Origin of the sequence: Vibrio sp. 10N.247.310.24 (assembly GCF_041467175.1) — a bacterium.
Classification (GTDB): domain Bacteria; phylum Pseudomonadota; class Gammaproteobacteria; order Enterobacterales; family Vibrionaceae; genus Vibrio; species Vibrio tasmaniensis_A.
Genome location: NZ_JBFSUD010000031.1, coordinates 1 through 25,423 on the forward strand (window position 1 = coordinate 1; position 25,423 = coordinate 25,423).

The following is a 25,423-nucleotide window of genomic DNA, read 5'->3' on the forward strand; positions in this document are numbered from 1 at the left end:
AACCTGATCGCCAACTTGAACTTTGCCTTGTTTTTTCATCAGAGCTGTTTGAGTTTGTATTGGTAGTGAATTCATTGAGAACTCGTAAGCAACACCCTTAACGCCTTCTTTTTGTCTAAACTCCCATCCATTTTTCTTTGCCATTCTCGATATATTTTGAGAGTGCTCTGGCAACCCTGGAAGTCCAACCAATTCTTTTGTCGTAAACCAATTAGTCATAACCCACCCACTTAAGCTGCGTTATGAAAAGATTGATATCGTGAAGGCCACACATCTTCAGGCTTCATTCCCAACGCCTTTGCGATAATGATTTCGCCATTTCGGTAGGATTTATCTAAAGCATTTTTTAATGTATGAGGAGAAAGTCCGTTCTGTCTTCCTAAAGAACGTAATGAAATTTTTCGTTTCTTTAATTCAGCAACGATGTCTTCTCGCGCCATATCTCTTTTATTAAGGCTCATATCATGCGATCCTCTTCCTGTTAATTTGAGCTACTTCATGGAGTAGCTCACGAGTTAGGAAGAGAATAGTTTGAATTCTTTTTGAAATCAATAGTGAATTCAAATTGATTTCAATAAATATTACCAAAATCAACCTAAGTAATTGATTACAAAGGGTGGTATCTATTTATATTTTTTGAAATCAAAATGATTCCAAATAGGAGCTTTTAAAATCATGAAGGAATGGTTTACGTCTGAAGAGATTTCACAACTTGAGGGAATGCCAAACACCGCAAGCAATGTCACTAGGAAGGCATCAAAAGAAGGGTGGAAGAAACGTCAACGAACAAAAATAAAGGGCGTAGCGTTTGAATACCACAGAAGCAGCCTTCCTCAATCAGTAATAGACTCCTTGGAAAACAACGAGGTAAGAGAGCCTTCCGTTGCCTATCTTGGTGATACTATTAAGATTCCTGTCTACGACGTCACAGTGTCTGCGGGGCATGGCTGCATCCCATACGAACAAGACCAAGCTAATGAATACGTAGCAATCCAGAGAGAGCTTCTATCGCTCTATGGCGTAACGAACCGTAGAGAGCTATTCATCCTTCCTGTAAAGGGCGACTCCATGGAGCCCACGCTCTATGAAGATGACCTGGTGCTAATACAACGGATAAATTTAGATAGCTTTTTACATGAAGGGGTTTATGTCATTCGTCTGAAAGATGATCTATTCATAAAGAGAATTCAATACAACCATATAAAACAGACACTTAAAATAAAAAGCGATAACAAAGAGTACGACGAAATGTTTTTCTCAGGAGATGACCTAAATGATATTGAGGTCATTGGTGAAGCGGTGCGTGTTCTGATGACGAGGATTAGAAAGGTTAGACTTTAACGCCTCACGTTTTAAATGTTTAAACTCGATTTAAACAGCGAACAAACAAAAACAGCCAGTGCTCACTTTGATAGGGTAAAACGACACGTTTCAGATTTATTGCTCATTTCGTACCGACTTTGACAGGTACAAAAAAGGGCGCAACATGCGCCCATCCATTAATCCATCAAATCCCGTATCTGTTCCAGCAGTTCAGCCCGTCGATACTCTAACTCGCCAAGCTCTTGGTACAAGCTTGCCAGCTCTCCACCAACGCTTGACAACTTCGCCATAGCGTTAATAGAGCCACCAGTATCAAACACCCCATCTTTCTTCCTCAATGCCTGCTCATACCTTGCCACAGCAGTCCTTGAGGTCTTTACGCCCAATTGAGTGTTCACCCAATCAGCGACTTGTGTACACTTGCCATAGCCCGATTCACGTATCTTTTCATCAAGCTCTTTCTTTTGTTCACTCGTAAGTTGCATCACGAAATTTCTAACACCAGCCATAATACCCTCCGTTCTCTTAATCCCATTATATCCCGAATTAATTTAATTAAAAGGTCCGTTTAATCCGCCAAAGGTCCGCCTGATCCCTAATCTCCCATATTGTTCATATCTCTAGTCTCTATACACCCCTCTCTCCCTTGCCATGATGGCGTTGCTTCTCGCCGTCACCGCCAATGTGGGAATGAATACCTTAGTCGGCAGCTTTGAATCCACGTTAAAGCAATGGCTTGAACAGCGCTTACATGCCGATATTTACGTTAGCCCTGCCCAAGGTGAAATCGCGAATGTGGAACGTGCGTTAGAGCAGTTTGAAAATGTTGAAACCGTTTATAAGCAATATTATGTCGACGATAACTTGCAGGGTTTACCGACTTTGCTCGGCACCAAAGACAAAGACACACTTGAGCAAACCATGGTGTTCCAATCCTACCTTGATGATTTCTGGACGCACTTTTACCAAGGTGAATTCGTGGCGATCAGTGAACCTACGGCGGTGAAGCTCGGCTTGCCGCTTGGAAGCCAACTCAAGCTCGACGCGATCCAAGACAAAACACTCATCGTCGGGGCGATTTTCCACGATTACGGCTCACCGAATGGCGAAGTGTTACTTGCGCCTAATTTGTGGATCGAAAGCGGATTTACTGACTTACCCACCAGCTTGGGAATCAAAGTTTCTGGCGACCCACAAGTGGTGTACGAACAGCTACGCCAACAACTCAATTTGCACCCTAGCCAGCTTTACGATCAAGCACAGATCAAATCGATCGCTTTAGATATCTTCTCACAAACTTTTGCCATCACTCGGGCGCTTAATGGCGTCACATTAATGGTCGCGGTGATAGGGTTGTTCTGCGCCTGTTTCATGTTGCTCGATGCACGCAAAGCCGCTATTGCAAGGTTGTATGCGCTCGGTGTTAGTCAGAGAAAATTGATTGCAATGGTAGTCGGGCAAATCGTTGTTCTGGTCGCCTTCACTCTGGTTATCGCCTTACCACTCGGCGCTATGGTCGGCTATGTGTTGACGGACATCGTTACCCTGCGCGCCTTTGGTTGGAGCCTAAATTACGTATGGAATTGGAGTGATGCACTCAGCATCGCAGCCATCACCATTTTAGTGGCTGTGTTCGCGACCTTGATCCCACAGTGGCGTTTGGTCAGCAAACCCGTGGTATCCAGTTTACAGAGCGAGGTGTTGTGATGAATCGAACAATGAGAGTTTTCGTTCTCACACTTACCCCCTTATTCTTTTTAGGATGCGAGGAGTCCACGCAACCATCAGCTCAAAATATGGGTTCGATACTCGGTACTGGAGCACAAACCGAGAATGAAGTACAAAAAGAGACTGAGCAATTCACGTCGGTATTAAAATGCGTGGAGATCACCTTCCCTGCCGACCATCAAGCACACCCTGATTTTCGTCATGAATGGTGGTACTTAACCGCAAACTTAATTGATGGAGACGGCAATACTTTAGGCGTGCAGTGGACTCAATTCCGCTTTGCGGCTGCACCACAGGAAAGTGGCAATAGCACTAAGAAAACCACGTGGCAAAGTCAGCAGATCTACATGGCACACAGCGCTGTCACCACCGAAGACAAACACTATGCCGATGAAAAGTGGTCACGTAACCAAGCAGAACTGGCAGGAGTAAGCGCTTCACCATTTCGTGTCTATCTTGATGACTGGCAATGGACGTCGACGACCGATGACCTGTTCCCAGCTACATTGGTCGCTAACTCGGGTCAATTTGGATACTCGCTTAAGTTAACCAACAACGCGCCTTATCAAAAGCAAGGCGAACAAGGCTACAGCACTAAAAGTAGCGATGGCAAAGTGGCTTCCTACTACTACAGCCAACCATTCATCGATGTATCAGGCGAGGTAACCATTGATGGAGTCACTCATCAGGTTTCTGGTAAAGGTTGGATAGACCGAGAATGGAGCTCTCAGTTTTTACTCGACTCGCAACAAGGTTGGGATTGGTTTGCGCTAAGGCTGAGTGATGAAACCAGCTTAGTGGTATTTCAGCTTCGAAACTCAACATCAGGCGAAGCCAGTTATGCTAACGCAAGATTAATGCAGCAAGACGGTTCTGGCATTGCCATTTCACAACAAGAGATAACCCTAACCGCCGTCAAGCAAACAGAAATCGACGGACGCGATTATCCAACAGAATGGCAAATTTCAATTCCAACTCAACAGATCGAACTGACCGTCTCGGCACTCAATCCAGAAGCAAAAATGCCACTGTCTGTACCCTATTGGGAAGGGCCAATCGTTATTGAAGGAACACACTCTGGTACGGGCTATATGGAGTTGACTGGGTACTAAGCATACCGGCACGAGCACCATTACGATCCAAAGCTTTTGCTATACCGAAAATTTTACTACCGTGGATATAACTTTGTAGATCTCGACTTAATTCATTGTTTTGTCGAGGGAAAACGTGAAACCCATCGCAATACAACCCCTATTTCAAATACAACGATGTTTAAAGAGTAATACCCTAAGAACCTTCGCTAAGGCAACGTCATATATTTCGAGAATATTGTTATTGTGCTAATGGACACTTACTTTTCTTACAAGACAAATAACGATAAAAAGGAGTTCGCAACAAATGAAAGCATCACTTAAATTTATCACTCTTTTGATCTTAGTTATTTCAATTCTAGGATGTGAAGATAAAAACGACGTCTATGCTGGCCCTCCTAGCCATCTATTAGAGCAACTAGAAGCATACTTCCCACTGTCTATTAAGTATGTAAGAAAAAATGAACAAATAGCACTAACCCAAGGTATCCCTTTACTACCTCAATACGTTGAAATTGCACATAAGATTGGCATCAAATATCCTGAAAAAATCCGCGTACATTATGCCGATTCAATTCCTTTGCCTGAAAATGAATCGTTGCTATTTCAAATGCAACGTTTGGGGCTTGACTCTCCTTACTTTACGGGTTCAACATTTGGTTATGGCATTTGGATCGCTAACAAAGCAAAAGGTGACAAATTACTACTTTCTCATGAATTGATTCATGTAAAACAAGTCGAAGATTTGGGGCTTGAAGCATTTACTAAAAAGTATTTATTGCAACTAGCCATCTTTGGTTACGTTGAAGCACCGATAGAAATCGAAGCTTATGAAAATGCAGGTAAATACTTATAGCCTCATTCATTATTAAACTACTTGTCAATCGATTCAACGCACTCCAATAGCACTTTGTAATGATTAGTTTTTTTGGTTAGAGTACTCGCATATTTTTTTGCGTATATAACGTTTACGTATATAGCTTCGTCGTATAGTTTCCACAAATTGACAAGGCATTAGGTGTTCGAGAGAATTATGAGTGACTACCAACTGACTGTGATTAGCCAAGTTTGGGTTTTATTAGCCTTCTACCCCATGGTTTCTTATCTCTACTACTTAAATTCCAGGTCGATTGCTCAATCTGCTCACGGCCTATTATCCTTAGTTGGATTTTTTTATGCTGTTGTTGCATGCGAATTTACTCAGTTTGACCCCCTGTATTATTGGTATTGGCCTATTGGTCTGTTTTTTGTCCTATCTTTGCTTTCAACAATCTACTCATTTAAAGCCTTTAAAGGGAAGAAATTAGTGCATCTCATTCATGTGGTTACCATCCTCTCGAATGTACTGACCAGTTTTGTTTCGTTAATGGCGGTAGCCCATGATTGGATATAAGCGCCAAACAAATATTTAAGATTTCGAAGGTCTTGCCACGCGACTGCTTGCCAACCCACTCGTGATATGAAAAAGCCATCACGAGGATGGCAATTTACGATTAGAGATTATGGAGGCATACCTTCATAACGCTCGTCTAAACGCTATTTAGTCAAATCGGCTTTGATCTGATCAACTTGATTCGCCAAAGAAGTATCTTGGAAATATTCACTGTGTGTTTTTCCTAAGTACAACTTCTTATTTGCTACTCGTTGATCCAACTTGTCTTTAACAATAGTGCCGTGTGCCAACTTATTGTTTAACTCAAGCGCAATTACGGAGCTGTCTGAGACTATACTTCCTTTCGTATCGTAGTAACGAACTTGGCTGATATTCGCATCAAATGGGTCACAGTAAGCCGCTCCCAAATCACCATTTTCAATAATGCTGCTGTATTGTGCTTCGCTGATAGGCGTCTCTTTGTTTAGTACGAACTGGCTCCCTCGTACACACCAATTAATTCTTGTTCCAACACCTGGGAAGTATGCCGAGATCAAGTTAACTGCATAGTATGTATCTGGGGCTGACTGGTTTAATTTTGCATATCTATCAATCACCTTACCGCCAACAACTTGGAACTCAACTTCGCCATTGTCATAAGACTCAAAGAAATAGCTATTTCTAAACATCTTGCTGAAATTGACGTTATCAACAAAGCGCCCATTGTCGGATGTGAAGCTTTTCAGTTGCTGCTTGTGTTGAATGCTACCTGTTGTAATGTTGGTCACTAAACCAACCACTGTGTTTTTCGCAGCGTCGCTTTGCCAAGCCGTATAGTTACTTATATCTTGTTGAGGTGTGTTTGTCGTAGCATCTACACTGTACTTGTAGCTAAGCTCGGTAATGTCTTGGCCTACTTTATTGACCTTGGCATATGACTTGTAACGACGCGCTTCACAATCTTGAAAATTTGCATCGTAGTAGAAATAACTGATCCAATCTTTAGCTTCGATAGCTTCGGTGGTGTGGGCAGAGTAATCGACAATTCCGTTTGCGCCATAAACACCATAAAAACCTTTGAGATCTTTTTGCTGCTTAGATGAAAGCTCTTCATTAAATTCATCGTCCCAACCAATACTATAAATATTAAATAGGTTTAGAGACTTGATACACTCTTTGAGATCAGTGCTACCTATAGCATTAGCTGAATACATGACAGGACTGCTATAAGAGTTTTTTGCAACGTCATCTTTTGGGTCTGCAACACTTCCTGATGCCGGAGTCATAGACATTTGAGGAACTACGGTTTTAGTCTTTTTAGGTGGTGGCGCAGCGCTATCGCTACCACCACCACATGCAGAAAGTGTTCCAGCTAATACTGATATCGTTGGGATAATAAACTTCAAATTTTTCCTCGGCATTTTGAGTAAGTGATTATATAAATTTTCACTCAAATACGATAAAAAAACTAAATGCTTATATAACCAAATTCAAACCATTGACGAAACAGACGTGTACGTCCGCTATCAACACCGAATTTAATCTTTTAATAACAAAAACTTAAATATAAAAAGGGAAACATCAATTATTAATACATCGGATGAAAGAAACCAATCACAACAAACGGTTCTTATACTGTTCTGGCGTCTGGTTCGCGTAACGTTTGAACATTGTGATAAATGGGCTGGCTTGGTTATAGCCCAATGTAAGAGCCACCTCTTTGACCGATTGGCCGTTTCTTAACAAGTCCATCGAGTACAGATAGCGGACACGTAATCGCCACTCTGTAAAGCTCATTCCAAGCTCCGTCTGGCAGTGGCGAGAAAGGGTTCTTTCCGTGGTGTGGACACGTTCAGCCCAATCTTTCAGTGTCACTTCATCGGTTGGGTTTTCTTCAACAGAAGCCAATATAGGCGCGAGGTACTTATTGTCGGTCGAAGGCAAGAAGTGGTGTTCAACCTCACGCTGCGCAAGTTGGTCAAGCAGTACCTGAACGAGCCTTTGGTCTTGCTCTGTTTCCGCAACATTGATTCCACGATCGCGAAAATCATCGATGATAGAAGACACAATCGGCGTGATCTTTATAAGGCTGGTTTTATCTGGCAGGTGTTGCGTGAGCTCTGGGGCGATATTTAGCGAACAGTAGTCCAAAGGCTTACGGTTATAACTGCAATGCATCACCCCGGCCGGTACCCAAATCGCCAAATGCGGTGGTGCTAGAAATCGGGTGCTTTCCGCTTCCATCTCTAATATACCGCCACTGATCAATTGAACCTGTCCCCATGAGTGGCTATGAACTCGGGTTTCAGTGTTCGAAAGAAACGCTTCAAAATTCATAAATACGTTGGATGGTGCCTTATCAATTGATAAGGATGGATGAAGGTTTCTGGAGTGTTTTTTCAAACTTGTCTTCCTATCGCGCCTGATGTCTTTCTAAAGATACTTGTAAGTATAACGACCTGTCAAACTAGCCGCATCAACTCATTCGCCATGGAATTCACATGCATTATCTCTTACCATTTTTTACAGTCTGTATCTGGGGCGCCAATGCAATCGTCAACAAGCTTGCTGCAAGCACCATAGAACCTAGCGCGATGAGTTTTTACCGCTGGTTTTTTGCGATGCTAATTCTCACGCCTTTCTGTATTCGCCCGGTGATGAAGCAGTGGGCTGTCATTAAGCCAAACCTATCGAAATTAGCGTTCCTCGGCTTTTTGGGCATGGTGTTGAACCAATCTCTAGGTTACTACGCAGGCTTAACCACAACCGCTTCCAACATGGCATTGATCACGTCTCTAGTCCCGTTGATCAGTGTGTTTTTAAGCGTCCCTCTGTTGCACAAGTCGATTTCTAGTTTGAGTATTGTTGGCGGTGTGTTGTCACTGTCAGGCTTAGCTCTGATGTTAGGTAGAGGCGACCCGTTATTCTTCATGCATCAAGAATTGACTCAAGGCGATGGCTATATGTTAATTGCGGCCTTTGTTTATGCTTCTTACTGTGTGTTATTGAAACGCTGGAAAATGCCAATCAGTAGCTGGGTGGTGATTTACATTCAGGGTCTGTTTGCTGTCGCGATGCTTACGCCACTTTGGCTTACCAGCGAACAGCTTTTACCACCGCAACAAGCGATCCCATTGATAGCTTACGCCGCGGTGGCCGCTTCAATTTTAGCGCCTTGGATGTGGGTGAAGGCGATTGACACGATTGGTGCTGACTCAAGCGCGATGTTTATGAATTTGATGCCAGTTATCGCGATTGTATTAGCTTCCACCTGGCTGGGCGAAAAGATTAACCAGTTCCACATCCTTGGTGGTGTGATGGTGATTTCCGGTGTCATCCTTGCTCAAATCAAAAGAAAACCAAGGCTTGAGGCTCCCTTACCTCAGCAAAACTAACCCCGCTTAACCTGCGACAATGCCCCATTCCATTTTCCACTCAGTACCTGCCTCGTTAGCAGGTACTGTTGTTTATTGTCGATTTCTCGATTCATGCTCTCTGATTTTATTTTTCGTTCATGAAGCTTTTAAGTACGCTTAATAATGGTGTTTACTATTGCAATATCTCAGCAACTTCCGTTTAATGCACTAAGTACGGTTTAATTATTCAAAGCGTTAGAATAACTCTCCAGAAAGCAGGTAACTGTTGCTCTAATCGCTCTCCTATGTTCACACGGCTCATGTAACCCAGGTCACTATGAGCCATTTAGAAAAGTTACAGCAACGAAAGAACCGTCTAGTTACTTTGGTTTATACAAAAGTGAATACTTTAAAATTGACACCAATTTAGTTTTAACACCTTAACTCCCCGACAAATACAGATTATTACTGCAAAATGCATTAAAAGAATTTTCTAGCAATAATAAGAAAGGAAATATCTACGCGAAGGTTCTATACTTTCCGAACAGAAAGTGAGCTTATAAGAAAACAACCAAAACTATCGTTTTGGGATTAATTAAGATACCATCACTTTAACTAAACCAGATAAGCGACGGTTAGTTGGCTAACTCAAAAAGGTACCGATATGAGTACCACACGGCTTAGAAACACCTAGCATTCCGCTAGGTGTTTTTTTTTCAATCGACCCTTCCGCCAACTTGCTCGATAGAGTACTCCTCTGTTGGAGAGTCACGTCCACCTCCTTTAAACATCAATAGTCATCAACTCGCCATCTGTCTGAAAAAATAGTCTTGTTCGTGAGATTATCCGCTTTAATTTATGTCATCTTAAGTATATTGTTATTAGCAAGTAACGAGCATGTTATTCAGAACAATAATAATGAAGGAAGATAGATGAGCAGTCACAATAGCCGACAAGATGGTAAACGAGACGTTACTCTGCGTTTTTTAGCTGAACCCGGGGATGTGAACTTTGGTGGTAAAGTTCATGGTGGTGCCGTAATGAAATGGGTCGATTTAGCGGCTTACGCTTGTTCTGCTGGATGGAGTGGTAAGTACTGTATTACCGCTTACGCTGGTGGTATTCGATTCGTTGCTCCAATCCATGTGGGTAACCTTGTTGAAGTAAGTGCGAAGGTCATTTATACAGGGTCATCTTCTATGCACATCGCTATCGATGTTCAAGCCAGCGACCCAAAAGAACTCAACAACCGCCTAACGACTCACTGTATCGTTATTATGGTCGCTGTTGATGAAAATGGTAACCCGACTAAAGTGCCAGAATGGGTACCAGAAACATCAGAAGACATCGAATTAAGAGATTCTGCTATTCGTCTAATGAACATGCGAAAACAGATCGGTGAAGAGATGGAAGCACACGTAAAGTATCTTAAATAGGCGCCACTAGCAGATCTACCCTACAAAACCTTATTACGATGCCAGGCAGTACTTGCTTGGCATTTTCAATTCCCTCTCTATACCCAAGTAAATCCGTTACACACCTAATGCTGACTATAAAGCGTGATACCCAGTCAAAAGTTAAAATGATCCGATACTTGTTCACGGATTTATTTTGACTGTAATAAAGTCGTCATTTTGCTCTGTTTAAATACCGCCAATCATAATGGATGTATTTAAATTTCTTGGAGCCACTTTTGAGCACGACATTTCCCACCCTTTGCGAATCTACACTGACGAACTTGAAGGCAGTTGAGTATCAATGGGTTAGAAGTTTGTACGTCGAAGGCTACGACACTAATGAAATTAACCACTATATCCAAGCTTGTTTTGGCGGTGATCAGACGTTTGCGGATCTGTTTCGTCGCGTAGCTCTTTATCAAGACAGCATCTATGTTTTACTTCAGCATTTAGGTTGCGCACCTTCTAGCAAAGAGTTTTAGTCTCACATCACCTCTTCCTTTTCCTTTTCCTTTTCCTTTTCCATTTTGGAAATATTTACCACCAAATCAATAACTACCGAGAATACCCACCACAAAACATTAACACGAGTCTGCCTTTATAGGCACTTTCTGTGTAATCGACCGATCCGTTGCATCCAAATTATTGAAGTATCACGCATGGAAATATTACTTATATATCAATAGAGCTGTGGCCCCCTATACTGAGAGTCTGATTTGTGAGACTCGTTGATGTCTTCAATTAGAGAGATGAAACCAGAAAATCCAGGAAAGAGGTGCTTCAGTATTTAATGACTGAAAGAAACCAAAAAGGCTGAGATAGAGATAGAGATAAAGATAGAAATTGAGATAGAGATAGAGATAAAAGTAGCGGGCATAAAAAAACCCAAGTAAGTACCTGGGTTAGAGTTACAAAAACCACTAATCATTAATAGCGTAAGGAACCTGATTAGTAGCCAGCTATGCGTAACCTGAGGGTTATTTTTATTACTGATCGGCGGCCAAACCAAATGATGTAATAAAAATGCCAATATAGAGCGACCTAACGGTCGCTCTTTTGTCTTTCTTATAAGGACAGCTTATCCTTTTACACCACCCGACGTCAAACCGCCAACTAACCAACGCTGAGCCAGTAAGAACACGATAGTAATCGGAAGTGCAGAAAGTACCGCCGCTGCCGCAAAGTCGCCCCATAAGTAGTTCTGAGGATATAGGTACTGCTGCATACCTACCGCTAGCGTGTAAGAGTTCACGTCCGATAATAGGATGGAAGCAACTGGTACCTCACCAACAACACCAATGAAAGATAAAATGAATACAACCGCTAGGATTGGTACTGACAGTGGTAATAGAACCAATCTGAACGCTTGCCAAGGTGTTGCGCCATCTAATGCTGCAGCTTCTTCCAAAGAGTTATCAATCGTCTCAAAGTAGCCCTTAATCGTCCAAACGTGTAATGCAATACCGCCCAAGTACGAGAAGATCAGACCGCCATGCGTATTCAAGCCTAAGAATGGGATGTATTGCCCTAATTTGTCGAACAGTGCGTAGATAGCCACTAGAGCCAATACCGCAGGGAACATTTGAAAAATCATCATCGCTTTCAGGATAGTTTCTTTACCTTTAAAGCGCATACGAGCAAATGCGTAAGCCGATGTTGTCGACAGTGTAACAATAAGAATTGACGTAATACCCGCTACTTTTATTGAGTTCCACAGCCAAGTCAGTACTGGGAATGGAGGCGGAGTAACTGAGCCATCAGCATTCGTCACTGACATACCCAGAGCCAATTTCCAGTGTTCCAAAGATGGGTTGTCTGGAATCAAGCTACCGGTTGCAAAGTTACCTTCGCGGAATGAGATAGCAATAATCATCAGTAGTGGGAAAATAATTAGCGCTAAGAAGCACCACAGCGCAATATGCGTTGCCCATACTCGGTATTTAAGGCTCTTACCTTGTACCATAGCCATTGTCGTGCTCCTTAATCTTGAGTCAATTTAGTGAAACGAAGGTTTAGTAACGCTAGGGCACCAACCAATAGGAAGATAAGCGTTGCGATTGCACTTGCTAGACCAAAGTCTTGACCACCACCGCCTTCGAATGCAATTCGGTACGTGTAGCTTACAAGCAAGTCTGTGTAACCCGCTGGCTCAGAAGTACCAATCATGTTCGGGCCACCGTTCGTCAATAGTTGAATCATTACAAAGTTATTGAAGTTAAAGGCAAACGCTGCAATCAATAGCGGTGTTAACGGTTTTATCATCAATGGAAAAGTGATTCGCTTGAAGTTATCAAGGAAGTTAGCACCATCGATTGCTGACGCTTCGTACAAATCTTCAGGAATCGCTTTTAGTAGACCCATACATAGAATCATCATGTAAGGGAAGCCTAGCCAAGTGTTAACAATCAACACCATGGTTTTCGCTAAGATCGGGTCGGAGAACCAGTTTGGGCTTAAACCAAAGATACTCTCAAGCACCATGTTAATCTCACCAAAGCTCTGGTTGAATAGGCCCTTAAAGATAAGAATCGAGATAAATGCTGGTACGGCGTAAGGCAAAATTAGTAGAACACGATACACAGCACGGCCTTTCAGCTCTTCCCACTGCACAACGTTTGCCAGAACCAAACCAATTGCAAGTGTGAAGGCTACCGTACAAATGGAGAATACAACCGTCCAAATAAAGATACTGATAAACGGTTCTTTGATGCCGTCATCTTTCCAAACACGTTCAAAGTTGGCTGTACCAATGTCTACAACAAATCCTGGAGAAATGGCGTTACCGATAAACTCACCTTTCTCGTCAACCGGTTGGTAGAAACCCACTTCCATGTTTGGTTTCAATATTTCACCAGATTCATTGTTGTATAACGTTTCCCCGTCATCTTGAAGAGTGTAAAGCGGTGCAACGGCAGCAAATTTACGTAAGCCGCTCATGCGGATGTCATCACCATTTGGCAGATGGAAATCGACACCACTGATCACAGAGCGATTTTGGATGATCGCTTTGATCTTCTCTTTTTCACCTTGTACAGAGTCAATTGCAGATAGGTCCATCTCTGTTGATGCCATGCCTTCCAGAGAAAATACATCAGTTGCTAACAGCTGGTCGCCATCTTTCACAACGATCTGGTGACCGTTATCTGTTTTGTACAAAGTGAATGGGTAGCTTTCACCGCTTTGGAATGAACGGTCTAAAAGAACGGTTTGAGTACGCTCTAGAGAGAGCTGGTTTTTTGCGCTGTAGTTAGTAAACGCAAGCCCTACGGTATATGCCAGTGGGAAAAGAATGAATAAGATCATTCCGGCAATACCTGGGTAAATATAACGGTGGGCGTAAGTTTTCTTACTACCAAAAATGTAAAGAGCCAAAGCCGTTAAAATCACAGTAAGCAGCGCAAATGCGAGCTCACCGCGAGAATACATTAAAATTGTAGCGTAGCCATTAATTAAGCCAACACTACCAAGCAACCCCCATTTGATGAAGACGCTTTTACTGCCTGGAAGGCTTGATGGTGCCGGGATCGCATCTGAACCTTGAACTGACTGCATAGAGGAACCTGCTAACGAGATATAAAAATAGAAAAGTAAGGAGAGGTTGCCCCCTCCTTAAAAGGTAGTGCTTGGTTGTTACTTAGTCATTCGAGCTTCAGCACCTTTTAGTGCTTGCTCTACTGATTGACGGCTATCAACTACGTTGCCAATAGCTTCTTCCATGCTGTACCAGAATGTTGTGAACTGAGGGATGTTAGGCATGATTTCGCCGTTCATCGCGTTATCCATTGTTGCTGCAATACGAGTGTCGCTGTCTAGTTGACGCTGGAAAGAGTTAAGAGCAACAGCACCTAATGGCTTGTCGTCGTTCAAGCTCTTCATACCTTCATCAGTTAGTAGGTAGTTTTCCATAAACTCAACGGCTAGATCACGGTTTGGAGAAGCGGTGCTGATACCACCAGCCCATACACCAACGAATGGCTTAGACGCTTTACCGTTGAACTTAGGCAATGTTGCTACGCCGTAATCTACGCCAGCTTTCTCGATGTTTGCCCAGCCCCAAGGACCGTTAATAGTCATTGCAACGTTACCCGCTACGAATTCAGACTCAGCAACTGAGTAATCCATATCCGCAGAAATAACTTTGTCTTTTACCATCTTCTCAATGAAACCTAGAGACTTCTGAACACCGTCAGTCGCTACGCCTGCATCTTTAATGTCGTAACCTTCCGCTGTTTGCTTGAACGCGTAACCGCCGTCAGCTGCAAGTAGAGGCCATGTGAAGTAAGCGCCACCACGTAGAGGCCACATGATTGCTTTCTTGCCATCTTTTTGAAGCTTAGCGTTTAGTGCAGGGATCTCTTCCCAAGACTTAGGTGGGTTAGGGACAAGTGCTTTGTTGTAGATAAGAGAAACTGACTCAACTGCAACTGGGTAAGCGATTGTTTTACCGTCGTAAGAAACAGCATCCCATGCGAAGTCTACGATACCTTCTTTAGTTTCTTTAGAAGGTTTGATATCAACAAGAAGACCGGCTTCTGCAAAACCACCAAAACGGTCGTGTGCGTAGAAAATCATGTCTGGGCCATCGCCAGCTGCTGCAACCTGAGAGAATTTCTCTTCTAGTTTGTCAGGGAAAGCGACGGTTACTTTAACACCAGTATCTTCTTCAAAGCGTTTACCTACTTCAGCCATTCCTTCATAAGCTTTGTCGCCACCAACCCAAATAGTTAGTTGACCTTCTTCGATAGCAGCGTTTGCACCAAAAGAACCCAGAGCAACGATTGTGCCTAGAGCTACAGCGCTTAGAGCGTTTTTCATGTCAATATCCTTTTTATATTTATACGTAGGGCGCATTCAATTAAGACGAGCCAGTTTTCGGAGGCTATGATCTGAGAAAATCAATGACAGCTCATCATCCTAGCCACTACGCCCTAGCTATTATGGCCTAATTTCGTGATCGTCATCCGGTAAGATTGGCGAGCGAAGTCACAAAGTAGATACTCATCGTGATCCACATCACCGTTATGCGGTGGATTTATTTGAACTGGATCGCCAGTTATAGATAACCCCCTTTATCTACTCCTCCCCTCCTACTCCCCCTAGTTAATTTTCTATTGGGAGGATGTACCATTACGCGAATTCACCGAAACTGCATTCATCCAAGAGTGGATAGTAAGAACCCTTTACCAGCGAATGTTATGCGTTGACGCATTCTTCATTTAGTTGGCTTCACTGCCCGCTGTTGTCTTTATTAAGCATCGAGCTAAATCTGTGATTGAATCACGGGGGAGATTTAGCTGGATGTGGGGGAAATAGGCACCAGTTTGGCTATGACGGGTGGGCTTGGTTAAAGAATCCAAGTCCCACCCACTTTTTTCTTACTCACTCAATACTTACCAATTCCTACAGTTACTGCTGACCCAAAAATTCCTTATAATGATAAGCAGTAAAACTTAAAATTTGATCGATCGAGGACAAGCTAGATGGCGAGTGTCACGTTAAAAAACGTTTATAAATCATATGGTGATGTACAGATTTCTAAGGACGTAACCTTAGACATCAACGAAGGTGAGTTCGTAGTATTCGTTGGACCATCAGGTTGTGGTAAATCGACGCTATTACGCTGTATCGCGGGTCTAGAAGATATTACGTCTGGTGATTTGTACATTGGTGACCAACGCATGAACGATGTTGAGCCATCAAAACGTGGTGTGGGTATGGTATTCCAATCTTACGCGCTCTACCCGCACCTAAATCTCTACGACAACATGTCTTTTGGTCTTAAACTGGCAAACGCCGATAAAGCTGAAATTGACAAGCGTGTAGAACATGCTGCAGAAATCCTTCAGCTTGGTCACCTTCTTGAACGTCAACCTAAAGCATTGTCTGGTGGTCAACGTCAACGTGTTGCTATCGGTCGTACTCTGGTTTCTCAACCAAACGTATTCCTACTTGATGAACCTCTATCTAACCTGGATGCAGCACTGCGTGTTCAAATGCGTTCACAAATCACGAAGCTACAGCGTCAACTGGGCTGTACCATGATTTATGTAACACACGACCAAGTTGAAGCGATGACAATGGCGGATAAAATCGTTGTGCTTGATGGTGGTTTTGTTTCTCAAGTGGGTAAACCTCTTGATCTTTACCACTATCCTCAAAACCGTTTCGTTGCTGGCTTTATTGGCTCACCAAAAATGAACTTTATGTCGGTTCACATCGAACAAGCTGAAGCAGAACGCGTATTGGTACAACTTTCAAACGGTATGACTTTCTGGATCCCAGTTGATGGCACGACTGTCAACGCTGGTGACCGTATGTCTCTAGGAGTTCGTCCTGAGCACTTGTTGTCTGCTGAAACAGGTGATGCGACGATTGAAGCTGATGTGTTGATGGTCGAGAAGCTCGGTAACGAAACACAAGTTTACCTAAACCTCGACAGTGCCGATGCTGACGTTATCTATCGCCAGCCAGACACGTTGACGATTGAGTCTGGTGACAAGCTAGCGATTGGTATTCCTGCACACCGTTGTCACTTGTTCCATAGCGATGGTAGAGCATGTCGTCGCTTGTACAAAGAGTACGGCACCGACTAATCGGTTCGTCTTTTTAGGATATAACTTGCCCATATCGAACCCCTCTTACCTTGTAAGGGGGATTTCTCATTTTCTGACAACGAGTTTTACTTTCATTAAATAGATCGCGCTTTGTCTGTTGTCTGTTGTCTGTTGTCTGTTGTCTGTTCAGTATAAAAACAAAAAAGGCCTAGCGAATGCTAGACCTTTATCTGTTGGAGCTAAAAGCCACCCTATCTATACGATAAAGATATAGGCTTGCTCAACTTTAATACCAATCGTAGTAAATAACTTAGTGAATTGGCGTATCACTTGTTTTATTGAACTGGCCAAAATGCTGTTCTAACACTTCAGGTGTCAGTTTGCCTTCCGCTTCTAGTCGCTTAAATTCAGCAACGATCGCTTTTTGCTCTTCAAGTGATGGAAGTTTCACTTCAGGCTCATCGCCCATCTCTTGAGTCATCTGCTCTAGTTCTTTTTCAAAATCGCTCATGATACTTACCTAAATATTAAACCTAGCGAGATTTTACTCATTTACGCTCTATGATGCTAGGGCGATTAGGTGCAAAGCCCGAAACCAGATCAAGTGAACATCAGCTTAAATGCAGAACTGCGGTCTGAATGGCGACGTTCAACGTAAAAAGCTATACCAAACGTAACAAGCTATACCAAACGTAAAAAGCAGTATCAGACGTAAAAGCCACACCAAACATAAAAAGCAGTATCAGACGTAAAAGCCATACCAAACGTAAAGTGCCATATCAACGAACAAACATGTTAGACGTAAAAAAGCCGGATTCACATGAAGTGAATCCGGCTCCAATTATAGTTCTGTATGTTTATTGGCTGTTAAAGCTTAAACGAACCAACCATCTTATCTAGGCGAGAAGAAAGCTGTTGAAGTTCTTGGCTCGCTTCAGCAAGCTGCTCTGCGGTTCCAGTCGTCACTTCGTTAATCGCGTTGATTTCTTCAATATTCTGGTTGATGGTATGAACTACGGTTGATTGCTCTTCCGTTGCCGTTGCCACTTGAGTGTTACGATCAGTGATATCAACGATACGGTCTGAAATACCACCCAGTACGTCCACCGCTTCATCCGACGCCGATACGCCTTCAAGTGTAATCACTTTGCCTGCACTCATCGCCGTTACGGCATCTTTAGCATCACTTTGCAGTTGGTTGATCATCTTCTGAATCTCTTCAGTAGAATCTGCGGTACGGCTTGCTAGGTTACGAACCTCATCGGCTACAACGGCAAAGCCGCGACCTTGTTCACCCGCACGCGCAGCTTCAATAGCAGCGTTCAGAGCTAGTAGGTTGGTTTGTTCAGAGATGTCACGAATTACACCCAAAATAGAGCCAATGTCTTGAGTCGTTGAAGCTAACTGCTCTACCACTTGACCTGTACTTTCGATGTCTTGCGCTAAACGGCTGATCGCGTCTTTTGCTTTGTTTACCACAGATCGGCCTACTTCAGTATTGCCTGAAGCCTGTGTTGCCGTTTCCGCAGCCGTTGCCGCATTCGATGCAATCTCGCTGATTGTCATGCCCATCTGGTTAATGGCTGCAACTACCTGAAGAGTTTGATCTCGTTGTTCTTGGCTATTGTCGTGGGTGATGTGTGCTTTATTAGAAACACTCTCAGCGGCGACTTGAAGTGCTTGGCTTGTAGAAAACACCTCTTTCATCGACTCGTGAATCTTTTCGATGAATCCATTAAAGTCCTTTGAAAGCTGTGCAATTTCATCGTTGCCTTTCACTTCGATACGCTGAGCAAGGTCACCGTCACCTTCGCCAAGGTCACCGAATCGCTTAGCCAAAAGTTTAATCGGTTGAGTAATACTGTTTGCTAGCACTACGCCCATCAGAATAAAGATTAACGCTACAACAGCGGTCATGATCAGCATCTGTTTAGCCGTTGCATCAAGCTCAGCAAAAACTTCGCTCGTCGGAACTTCACCAACAACGAACCAATCCATTGACGGCACATACAAACTCGCGACAAACAACTCTTGTCCTTTATGTTCCGTTGTAATCAGGTTAAATCCTGACTTGCTTAACAACTGACTAGATTGAGGACCGTAAAGTTGTTGAAGTGATGAATCACTAAGCGAACGTTCGCGATGAATTTGAACATCACCTTGGCTATTCGTTAAGAAAACAAAACCGGTATCTTCGATCTTAAAACTATTGAGTAGACTTACCATGTCACCCATCGATTTCGATAAGCCAGACATCGCTAAACCAGAAGGTTGTTGGTAGTTAGCGAACATTTTCACTTCACCTGTCGCTTCTTGGAACATACTGACCATTGTCTGCTGGCCAGATTGCGTAAAGCCAAAGAACCAACCATCTTGCTGTTGATTGAGTTGACGCAAGAAGCCATCTTGGTTCCAGTAGTAGGCCGTTTGACGGTTTGCTACCGAGGCATCATTTAGCTGGTATTGGTTACGAACATTGTTCAATTGCTTTACTAGCTTGTTCTCTAAGACGGCATCACGATCGGTCGATTCGATAGCGTCAGAAATGAATTCATTCGAAGCAATTTGTTCTGCAGCTAACAATAGCTGAGAGACTTCACGGTCAATTTCACCATTAATTCGCTCTAACATTCCCGGAAGCTCAATATCGACTAATCGATGACTCAAAACATCTCTTGCTTGCTTTTGTGCCATCGCACCGACAATCACCGTTGATGCAAGAACTGCGAAGGTAATTCCAAGTACAACTTTTTGTTTAATACTCAGAGAGTTAGTTTTCAACATATTTGGACCTTTAAAAAGAATCGCTCGTTATTTATATATCCTGAACAGGATTTTTTTGGTGCACTTAAACCAGTAGTGCACTCTCTCCACCATATATCGGCTAAACCCCATCAAACTAGAGAGGTATTTCGCAAAAATTTGTAAGCATGGTGAAACAAAGCAATCATTCTTCTATAGAAGAAACCATCAGCAAGACTAATACAATGAAACGTAACCATTCATTTTAATTATCTGGATAATAAGGTTCCCCGAAGCTCACTTAACGACAGACCTCTGAAGCTTTGATATATAAAAAACAATTGATATGGTACAAACCATGGCTCAGTGGTTTTTTCTCGTTAACCGCTTGTAAATCATTCCATTTTTGGAAAAATAAATTACGTAGATGTACTGGAACTTTTTCCTATTAATCAGTGACCAATACTCAAAATAAGAATCAAATGGCCCCCAGAGAGTCCAAAAATGCATAAAAATAACTTCGAAATCCTTCAAAACTACCTAGAGTCTCAAATCATTGGTCAGCAAGAGCTCGTAAAACAACTGATGATCGCCTTACTGGCAGATGGTCATATTCTTGTTGAAGGGCCTCCGGGGTTGGCAAAAACCCGCGCCGTAAAGTCACTAGCTGACTGTGTCGAGGGAGACTTCCACCGCATTCAATTCACGCCAGATTTGTTACCTGCTGATTTAACGGGTACCGATATTTTCCGTCCAGAAACGGGAGAGTTCACCTTCCAATCTGGCCCGATTTTTAACTCACTAATTCTAGCGGATGAGATCAACCGTGCTCCAGCGAAAGTGCAAGCCGCAATGCTAGAAGCTATGGCTGAGAAACAGGTGACCGCAGGTCGAAAAACCTATGCTCTGCCCGATCTGTTTTTGGTGATGGCAACGCAAAACCCGATTGAGCAAGAAGGTACCTACCCTCTACCAGAAGCTCAATTAGACCGTTTCTTGCTGCATTTAGAAGTGGCTTATCCAGACATGGAGAGTGAGCTGGAGATCTTGCGCCTAAACAGAGGCGAAGCTCAAGGCAATCAACCCGTTCAACCAGAGCCTATATCTCAACAAACGATCTTCGAAGCTCGCCAAGAAGTACTCAACATTCACATGGCAGACACCATTGAGCAGTACATAATCAGACTGGTAATGGCGACGCGCCAACCTAAGCAATACAGCGACCAGCTTGATCAATGGTTAGACATGGGTGTTAGCCCGCGTGCAACCATTGCGTTAGACCGTTGTGCCCGTGCTCACGCTTGGCTTGCTGGCCGCGACTATGTTACCCCACAAGATGTTCAAGCGATGGCATTCCCTGTATTGCGCCACCGCCTGCTTCGTAGCTACCACGCACAAGCTGAAGGGGTCACTGCAAACCAAGTGATCGCACACCTTATCTCGTTGGTTGGTAGCGCATAAGGATAAGCGCATGAATAATCAATTACCCAACCATAGTGACGGTGTCACGTTAAATCTGGACGAACTGCTGCAATACAAAGCGCAGTCTGTTCGCTGGTTGCCTCCAGCCAAGAGCCTGTGGTCGCAACTAAACGGGCAACACGAGAGCAATCGTAAAGGTCGCGGCATGAATTTCTCTGAGGTTCGTCAATATCAGGCGGGCGACGACATCCGCAGCATTGATTGGCGCGTCACGGCGAGAACAGGCAAGGCGCACACCAAACTGTTTTCTGAAGAAAGAGAACAGCCTGTGATTTTGTTCTTAGATCTGTCGAGCAGTATGATTTTCGGCTCAACCTTGTTACTTAAATCGGTTCAACTCGCGCACTTTGCCAGCCAACTTTGTTGGTTAACCGTCGCTCAAAAAGACCGTATTGGCGCAGTGATAGATACTGGCCAAGAGATCATTGAGATTAAACCCAGTGCTAGCAACCATGCTCCGCTGCGTATTTTACAAAAAGTCATAGAAATCAATAACGCAGCGCTGACCAACCCAGGCAATAACAGCGACACAACCTTAGAGCATGGGCTGAAATCTCTTCACCAGCTTTGCCCGAAAGGAAGCGATATCATTATGCTCAGTGATTTCGTTCGTTATAACGAAAGTAATTACTCACTTATCAATCAAATACGTCGACATAATCGAGTTCGCTTGGTGCATTTTTACGATCCATTAGAGCAAGGTGTCACTGCTTTCAAAGGTTCAAAACAGATCACCGACGGCAATAAAACGCATTGGTTTAACTTTTCATCAAGCAAGGAAAAGGAAAAGCTCAGTCACGCATTTGGTCAGAAGCAACAACAACTGATGCAAATGAGCCTTTCTCTGGCGATCCCATACAGTTCATTGTCTTGTGCGCAATCGTTAATGAGCCAAGTATCAGGAGTTCAGTCATGAATCAACCTCTCGACTTGAGCCCGATTATTACGCCAAGCGCACCGTCATGGTGGCCTTTGGCATGGGGTTGGTGGCTAGTCATTATCACGGCCATCGTTCTGATCGCCTTAGTATTTTTCATTATAAAACGCAGACAAAAGAACCAATACGCGAAGAACGAAGCACTTGCTTGCTTTCGTAATAGTCAGCTTTCAAGTACCTTGTCTCCGAGTGCAGCTCAAGACATCGTTCGTCAGGCAGCACTGAGCTATTTCCCACGTGAAAAAATTGCAGGCTTGTCTGGTGATGATTGGTTGGCGTTCTTAGATGCGCAATTGGCAAAACCTTTGTTCGCCGCAAAACAATCGCAATGGCAACAAGCGCTCTACCAAGATGCAACCTTAATGACCGACGAACAGAAAAAGGCTCAACAGCAATTGGTTAACGACTGCGAAATCTGGCTTCGTAAAGCCCTTCCTCCAAAGCGAGGTCGTTATGACTGATCTTTTAAACACGAGCTTACTAAATATTGAATTCGTTTGGTGGTGGATGTTTTTCCTCGCGCCACTGCCGGTTCTCGTTTACTTGTTCTCTCCTAAGGCGGAATCGAACAATGCCCTAAGGCTTCCATTTCTGCCCGAGGACAGCAATACCAAAACGCCGAGCAGTCGCTTACCCAAGGCGTTGTCGGTCATCATCTGGCTTTTATTGGTAACGGCCATGGCACGCCCAGTTTGGTACGGTGAACCGGTTGAGTTTCAACCGAAACACCGTGATTTGATGTTGGTTGTCGACCTCTCCTACTCAATGAGCCAAGAAGACATGCAGTTCAATGGCGAATACATCGATCGCTTATCTGCGGTGAAACATGTATTGAGTGACTTTATTGATCGACGAAAAGGCGACCGAGTCGGATTGGTGCTATTTGCTGATCACGCCTACTTGCAGACGCCACTGACGTTAGACAGAGACACGCTTTCACAACAGCTCAATCAAGCGGTGTTAAAGCTTATCGGTACTCAAACTGCGATCGGTGATGGTATCGGTCTTGCCACCAAAACCTTTGTCGACAGCGACGCTCCTCAGCGTGTGATGATTCTACTCAGTGACGGCAGTAATACCGCGGGCGTATTAGATCCACTTGAAGCGGCGGATATTGCAAAGAAATACAACGCCACAATTTACACCGTGGGTGTCGGTGCGGGTGAAATGATGGTCAAAGAGTTCTTCATGACTCGTAAGGTCAATACTGCTCAAGACTTGGATGAGCGTACTCTAATGGAAATCGCTAAACGCACTGGCGGTCAATACTTCCGTGCGCGTGACAGCAAAGAGCTGGCAACGATTTACGACACCATCAACCAATTAGAACCCGTGACGAACGCTACTAAGATCTGGCGACCACAACAAGAGTGGTTCGTATGGCCACTGTCCGCGGCAATGTTCTTCGCATTTATGCTGTTAGCCATTAGGAGAAACAATGTCTAACTTTACTTTTATCTACCCATATTGGTTCTTGGCTCTTGCCGCGCTGCCCGTTACTTGGTGGCTTAGCAAGAGACAATCGAAGCAAGGGTTATTAGCGTCACATATCGCCCGCTACTTGGCTCCTGAATCGAGCAAGCCATCGAAAAACCGCAGTACTTACTTTGGTATTTGGTGGATAGTCGGTGTCATCGCGTTAGCTGGACCAAGCTTTGAAAAAAATGAACAGCCGAGCTTTGAAAAAACGCAGGCGCGAGTTGTGATCATGGATATGTCGATGTCTATGTACGCCACAGATATTAAACCGAACCGTTTAACACAGGCGCGATACAAGGCTCTGGATCTGCTTTCGTTATGGAAAGAAGGCCTAACGGGAATGGTAGCCTACGCAGGTGATGCTTACACCATTAGTCCGCTAACGTCTGACATCAACACCATCAAGAACCTCGTACCCAACCTATCACCAGATATCATGCCCTTCCAAGGCGGCAATGCAGCATCGGCAGTTAAGCTTGCGATTGAGATGATGACTCGAGCCCATATCTATCAAGGCGATCTGGTACTGATTGGCGATGATATCGATGATCAAGAGAAGAAAGAGATCGACTCGCTACTCTCTGGCAGCAATTGGACATTATCAGTCTTGGCTGTAGGCACGGAAAGTGGCGCGCCAATCTCTCTACCAAGCGGGTCGATGCTGCAAACAGATTCAGGGCAAACCGTGGTGGCAAAAACTAACTTAGACAATATGCGCGACCTGACTCGTCGCTCTGGTGGCACATTCACCGAGGTGCAATTTAATAACTCAGACGTTGAACACATCGCAAATTACCTCGACCGAGTTGCGACAACATCAGAAGTGACTAAAACCAACAACTCACTCAACACCAGAGTAAACAACGGCTTCTGGCTATTGCCGTTTCTGTTACTTCCTGCCCTTGGCCTATTTCGAAAAGGGGTCATTTGGTGTGGCCTAGCTGTACTTGTCTCGTTCAGCCAACCGAATACTGCGTTTGCAAATCCTTGGAAAACCGATGACCAAGTGGGTTATCAGTTGTATCAAGATGAGGACTTTCAACAAGCCGCAGAACAGTTCGAACAGCAAGAATGGAAAGGCATAGCGCAATACAAAGCCGGTGATTTTGAAGCGGCCGAACAGACGCTACAAGGTCTTTCTGGCGAAGATGCTCGCTACAACCTCGCCAATGCACAAGCAAAGCAAGGTAAGTACGACCAAGCGATAAAAGAGTATAAACGTATTCTCGAAAGTAACCCTGAACATGCTTACGCGAAGAAGAACCTAGAGATTGTCGAACAAGCTCAGAAGCAACAGCAACAGCAACAGCAACAGCAACAGCAACAGCAACAGCAACAGCAACAGCAAGACGATTCTGAGTCCAAAGACCAAAACGAACAAGACCAGCAAGGTCAGCAAGGTCAGCAAGGTCAGCAAGGTCAGCAAGGTCAGCAAGGTCAGCAAAATGATTCTTCGCAAAGCTCGCAGGATCAACAACAAAGCTCAGCTGACAATGGGAAGTCGCAAAGTCAAAGCGGCAGCCAAGATCAAAGTGAAAACCAAGATCAGAATACTGACCAAAGCCAAGCTGATAGCCACCCTGATTCCAAGGCGGATGAAGAAAACGACAAGCAAGCTGTGCAAAGAAACCAAGCGGATCAAGAAGATAAACAGCCACAGGACAAGGGTGACTCAGTATCTCAGGCAGCACAAACACAAGAGGCTGCTAAGGAAGACACTGATAACAACGATCAACAAGCTGCGGCACAAGTATCAGGTCAACCTATGTCGAGCGATCCTGATATGCGAAAACTTGAGCAAGTAGAAAGCGCTCGTGATCCGAGCCAATTGCTTAAAGCGCAAATGATTCTACAAGCACGACAAAAAAGTGCTCCTAACAACCAAAACAAAAAGTGGTAACC

General features: G+C 43.8%; 23 protein-coding genes and 1 pseudogene. 14 read left to right on the forward strand and 10 right to left on the reverse strand.

All coding sequences use genetic code 11. The features are described 5' to 3' along the window. Both AB6E08_RS11560 and AB6E08_RS11565 read right to left on the reverse strand, forming a co-directional pair. Window positions 1-219: DNA-binding protein (locus AB6E08_RS11560; RefSeq protein WP_372159921.1), on the reverse strand; the 219-nt coding region annotated here is incomplete at its 3' end. Window positions 220-230: 11 nt separating this feature from the next. Next, window positions 231-461 carry a helix-turn-helix domain-containing protein gene (locus AB6E08_RS11565; protein WP_016076459.1) on the reverse strand — a complete coding sequence of 77 codons (231 nt, stop codon included), beginning with the start codon at window positions 459-461 and terminating at the stop codon, window positions 231-233. A gap of 214 nt (window positions 462-675) precedes the next feature. Between AB6E08_RS11565 and AB6E08_RS11570 the strand changes: the two genes are divergently transcribed. Next, window positions 676-1,341, forward strand: a complete 666-nt coding sequence (locus tag AB6E08_RS11570) for a S24 family peptidase (RefSeq protein WP_372064914.1) — start codon at window positions 676-678, stop codon at window positions 1,339-1,341. Between the two features lie 158 nt (window positions 1,342-1,499). On the opposite strand, the gene AB6E08_RS11575 is transcribed toward AB6E08_RS11570, so the two are convergent. Beyond that, complete coding sequence (locus AB6E08_RS11575; protein WP_102558691.1) at window positions 1,500-1,832, reverse strand: hypothetical protein; 333 nt, start codon at window positions 1,830-1,832, stop codon at window positions 1,500-1,502. Window positions 1,833-1,950: 118 nt separating this feature from the next. On the opposite strand from AB6E08_RS11575, the pseudogene AB6E08_RS11580 reads away from it, so the two are divergent. From AB6E08_RS11580 to AB6E08_RS11595, 4 genes and pseudogenes are all read left to right on the forward strand, one after another. After that, a pseudogene (locus AB6E08_RS11580) lies at window positions 1,951-3,030 on the forward strand (ABC transporter permease); the annotation flags it as partial. Then, window positions 3,030-4,163: a lipocalin-like domain-containing protein gene (locus AB6E08_RS11585; protein ID WP_372064910.1), complete on the forward strand. Its 1,134-nt coding sequence runs from the start codon at window positions 3,030-3,032 to the stop codon at window positions 4,161-4,163. The pseudogene AB6E08_RS11580 and the gene AB6E08_RS11585, both read left to right, overlap by 1 nt. Before the next feature lie 286 nt (window positions 4,164-4,449). Beyond that, the gene (locus AB6E08_RS11590; RefSeq protein ID WP_372064907.1) at window positions 4,450-4,998 is read left to right on the forward strand and encodes a hypothetical protein; all 549 of its coding nucleotides are present in this window, start codon (window positions 4,450-4,452) and stop codon (window positions 4,996-4,998) included. 177 nt (window positions 4,999-5,175) lie between these two features. Continuing rightward, on the forward strand, window positions 5,176-5,535 hold the full coding sequence (locus tag AB6E08_RS11595) for a hypothetical protein (protein ID WP_017096226.1): 360 nt from the start codon (window positions 5,176-5,178) through the stop codon (window positions 5,533-5,535). A gap of 143 nt (window positions 5,536-5,678) precedes the next feature. Here AB6E08_RS11595 and AB6E08_RS11600 read toward each other — a convergent pair whose 3' ends face one another. Together AB6E08_RS11600 and AB6E08_RS11605 are read right to left on the reverse strand one after the other, a co-directional pair. Further along, window positions 5,679-6,920: a hypothetical protein gene (locus AB6E08_RS11600; protein ID WP_372064904.1), complete on the reverse strand. Its 1,242-nt coding sequence runs from the start codon at window positions 6,918-6,920 to the stop codon at window positions 5,679-5,681. 208 nt (window positions 6,921-7,128) lie between these two features. Next, window positions 7,129-7,917 carry a helix-turn-helix domain-containing protein gene (locus AB6E08_RS11605; RefSeq protein ID WP_012600208.1) on the reverse strand — a complete coding sequence of 263 codons (789 nt, stop codon included), beginning with the start codon at window positions 7,915-7,917 and terminating at the stop codon, window positions 7,129-7,131. Window positions 7,918-8,015: 98 nt separating this feature from the next. Between AB6E08_RS11605 and AB6E08_RS11610 the strand changes: the two genes are divergently transcribed. From AB6E08_RS11610 to AB6E08_RS11620, 3 genes are all read left to right on the forward strand, one after another. Then, a complete protein-coding gene (locus tag AB6E08_RS11610; RefSeq protein WP_372064901.1) occupies window positions 8,016-8,909 on the forward strand; it encodes a DMT family transporter in 894 nt (297 codons plus the stop codon). 893 nt (window positions 8,910-9,802) lie between these two features. Next, window positions 9,803-10,306, forward strand: a complete 504-nt coding sequence (locus AB6E08_RS11615; RefSeq protein ID WP_012600206.1) for an acyl-CoA thioesterase — start codon at window positions 9,803-9,805, stop codon at window positions 10,304-10,306. A 230-nt stretch (window positions 10,307-10,536) separates the two neighbouring features. Continuing rightward, window positions 10,537-10,809: a hypothetical protein gene (locus AB6E08_RS11620; protein WP_012600205.1), complete on the forward strand. Its 273-nt coding sequence runs from the start codon at window positions 10,537-10,539 to the stop codon at window positions 10,807-10,809. 596 nt (window positions 10,810-11,405) lie between these two features. Here the strand turns inward: AB6E08_RS11620 and malG are convergent. The 3 genes from malG to malE all read right to left on the reverse strand — a co-directional run bounded on the left by malG (window position 11,406) and on the right by malE (window position 15,142). Further along, complete coding sequence (malG, locus tag AB6E08_RS11625; RefSeq protein ID WP_009845806.1) at window positions 11,406-12,296, reverse strand: maltose ABC transporter permease MalG; 891 nt, start codon at window positions 12,294-12,296, stop codon at window positions 11,406-11,408. Between the two features lie 11 nt (window positions 12,297-12,307). Next, complete coding sequence (gene malF / locus AB6E08_RS11630) at window positions 12,308-13,879, reverse strand: maltose ABC transporter permease MalF (protein WP_372064897.1); 1,572 nt, start codon at window positions 13,877-13,879, stop codon at window positions 12,308-12,310. A 78-nt stretch (window positions 13,880-13,957) separates the two neighbouring features. Then, window positions 13,958-15,142: a maltose/maltodextrin ABC transporter substrate-binding protein MalE gene (gene malE, locus AB6E08_RS11635; protein ID WP_009845808.1), complete on the reverse strand. Its 1,185-nt coding sequence runs from the start codon at window positions 15,140-15,142 to the stop codon at window positions 13,958-13,960. Between the two features lie 665 nt (window positions 15,143-15,807). On the opposite strand from malE, the gene malK reads away from it, so the two are divergent. Continuing rightward, a complete protein-coding gene (gene malK / locus AB6E08_RS11640) occupies window positions 15,808-16,920 on the forward strand; it encodes a maltose/maltodextrin ABC transporter ATP-binding protein MalK (RefSeq protein WP_009845809.1) in 1,113 nt (370 codons plus the stop codon). A gap of 271 nt (window positions 16,921-17,191) precedes the next feature. Here malK and AB6E08_RS11645 read toward each other — a convergent pair whose 3' ends face one another. Together AB6E08_RS11645 and AB6E08_RS11650 are read right to left on the reverse strand one after the other, a co-directional pair. Continuing rightward, window positions 17,192-17,392, reverse strand: coding sequence for a chromosome segregation ATPase (locus tag AB6E08_RS11645; protein ID WP_009845810.1), 201 nt, complete (start codon window positions 17,390-17,392; stop codon window positions 17,192-17,194). A gap of 356 nt (window positions 17,393-17,748) precedes the next feature. Then, window positions 17,749-19,665 carry a methyl-accepting chemotaxis protein gene (locus AB6E08_RS11650; protein WP_372064893.1) on the reverse strand — a complete coding sequence of 639 codons (1,917 nt, stop codon included), beginning with the start codon at window positions 19,663-19,665 and terminating at the stop codon, window positions 17,749-17,751. Between the two features lie 462 nt (window positions 19,666-20,127). Here AB6E08_RS11650 and AB6E08_RS11655 point away from each other — a divergent pair, with 462 nt between their 5' ends. From AB6E08_RS11655 to AB6E08_RS11675, 5 genes are read left to right on the forward strand one after another with little or no spacing between them, the layout of a single operon-like run. Then, window positions 20,128-21,084 carry a MoxR family ATPase gene (locus AB6E08_RS11655; protein ID WP_017084836.1) on the forward strand — a complete coding sequence of 319 codons (957 nt, stop codon included), beginning with the start codon at window positions 20,128-20,130 and terminating at the stop codon, window positions 21,082-21,084. A 10-nt stretch (window positions 21,085-21,094) separates the two neighbouring features. After that, entirely contained in the window at window positions 21,095-22,021 is a 927-nt protein-coding gene (locus AB6E08_RS11660; RefSeq protein ID WP_372064890.1) for a DUF58 domain-containing protein, read from the forward strand. After that, window positions 22,018-22,503 carry a DUF4381 domain-containing protein gene (locus AB6E08_RS11665; RefSeq protein WP_269334625.1) on the forward strand — a complete coding sequence of 162 codons (486 nt, stop codon included), beginning with the start codon at window positions 22,018-22,020 and terminating at the stop codon, window positions 22,501-22,503. Before AB6E08_RS11660 ends, AB6E08_RS11665 begins: the two co-directional genes overlap by 4 nt. Further along, entirely contained in the window at window positions 22,496-23,488 is a 993-nt protein-coding gene (locus tag AB6E08_RS11670) for a VWA domain-containing protein (RefSeq protein ID WP_372064887.1), read from the forward strand. Before AB6E08_RS11665 ends, AB6E08_RS11670 begins: the two co-directional genes overlap by 8 nt. Further along, window positions 23,481-25,421 (forward strand): VWA domain-containing protein, encoded by a 1,941-nt coding sequence (locus tag AB6E08_RS11675; RefSeq protein ID WP_372159925.1) that lies wholly within the window; start codon window positions 23,481-23,483, stop codon window positions 25,419-25,421. Before AB6E08_RS11670 ends, AB6E08_RS11675 begins: the two co-directional genes overlap by 8 nt. The last annotated feature ends 2 nt before the right edge of the window (window positions 25,422-25,423 follow it).

Excerpts from the sequence above, each read along its gene's own strand:
- AB6E08_RS11565 (WP_016076459.1), bottom strand. The coding sequence starts at position 461 with ATGAGCCTTAATAAAAGAGATATGGCGCGAGAAGACATCGTTGCTGAA.
- AB6E08_RS11570 (WP_372064914.1), top strand. The coding sequence starts at position 676 with ATGAAGGAATGGTTTACGTCTGAAGAGATTTCACAACTTGAGGGAATG.
- AB6E08_RS11575 (WP_102558691.1), bottom strand. The coding sequence starts at position 1,832 with ATGGCTGGTGTTAGAAATTTCGTGATGCAACTTACGAGTGAACAAAAG.
- AB6E08_RS11585 (WP_372064910.1), top strand. The coding sequence starts at position 3,030 with ATGAATCGAACAATGAGAGTTTTCGTTCTCACACTTACCCCCTTATTC.
- AB6E08_RS11590 (WP_372064907.1), top strand. The coding sequence starts at position 4,450 with ATGAAAGCATCACTTAAATTTATCACTCTTTTGATCTTAGTTATTTCA.
- AB6E08_RS11595 (WP_017096226.1), top strand. The coding sequence starts at position 5,176 with ATGAGTGACTACCAACTGACTGTGATTAGCCAAGTTTGGGTTTTATTA.
- AB6E08_RS11610 (WP_372064901.1), top strand. The coding sequence starts at position 8,016 with ATGCATTATCTCTTACCATTTTTTACAGTCTGTATCTGGGGCGCCAAT.
- AB6E08_RS11615 (WP_012600206.1), top strand. The coding sequence starts at position 9,803 with ATGAGCAGTCACAATAGCCGACAAGATGGTAAACGAGACGTTACTCTG.
- AB6E08_RS11620 (WP_012600205.1), top strand. The coding sequence starts at position 10,537 with ATGTATTTAAATTTCTTGGAGCCACTTTTGAGCACGACATTTCCCACC.
- malG (WP_009845806.1), bottom strand. The coding sequence starts at position 12,296 with ATGGCTATGGTACAAGGTAAGAGCCTTAAATACCGAGTATGGGCAACG.
- malF (WP_372064897.1), bottom strand. The coding sequence starts at position 13,879 with ATGCAGTCAGTTCAAGGTTCAGATGCGATCCCGGCACCATCAAGCCTT.
- malE (WP_009845808.1), bottom strand. The coding sequence starts at position 15,142 with ATGAAAAACGCTCTAAGCGCTGTAGCTCTAGGCACAATCGTTGCTCTG.
- malK (WP_009845809.1), top strand. The coding sequence starts at position 15,808 with ATGGCGAGTGTCACGTTAAAAAACGTTTATAAATCATATGGTGATGTA.
- AB6E08_RS11645 (WP_009845810.1), bottom strand. The coding sequence starts at position 17,392 with ATGAGCGATTTTGAAAAAGAACTAGAGCAGATGACTCAAGAGATGGGC.
- AB6E08_RS11650 (WP_372064893.1), bottom strand. The coding sequence starts at position 19,665 with ATGTTGAAAACTAACTCTCTGAGTATTAAACAAAAAGTTGTACTTGGA.
- AB6E08_RS11655 (WP_017084836.1), top strand. The coding sequence starts at position 20,128 with ATGCATAAAAATAACTTCGAAATCCTTCAAAACTACCTAGAGTCTCAA.
- AB6E08_RS11660 (WP_372064890.1), top strand. The coding sequence starts at position 21,095 with ATGAATAATCAATTACCCAACCATAGTGACGGTGTCACGTTAAATCTG.
- AB6E08_RS11665 (WP_269334625.1), top strand. The coding sequence starts at position 22,018 with ATGAATCAACCTCTCGACTTGAGCCCGATTATTACGCCAAGCGCACCG.
- AB6E08_RS11670 (WP_372064887.1), top strand. The coding sequence starts at position 22,496 with ATGACTGATCTTTTAAACACGAGCTTACTAAATATTGAATTCGTTTGG.
- AB6E08_RS11675 (WP_372159925.1), top strand. The coding sequence starts at position 23,481 with ATGTCTAACTTTACTTTTATCTACCCATATTGGTTCTTGGCTCTTGCC.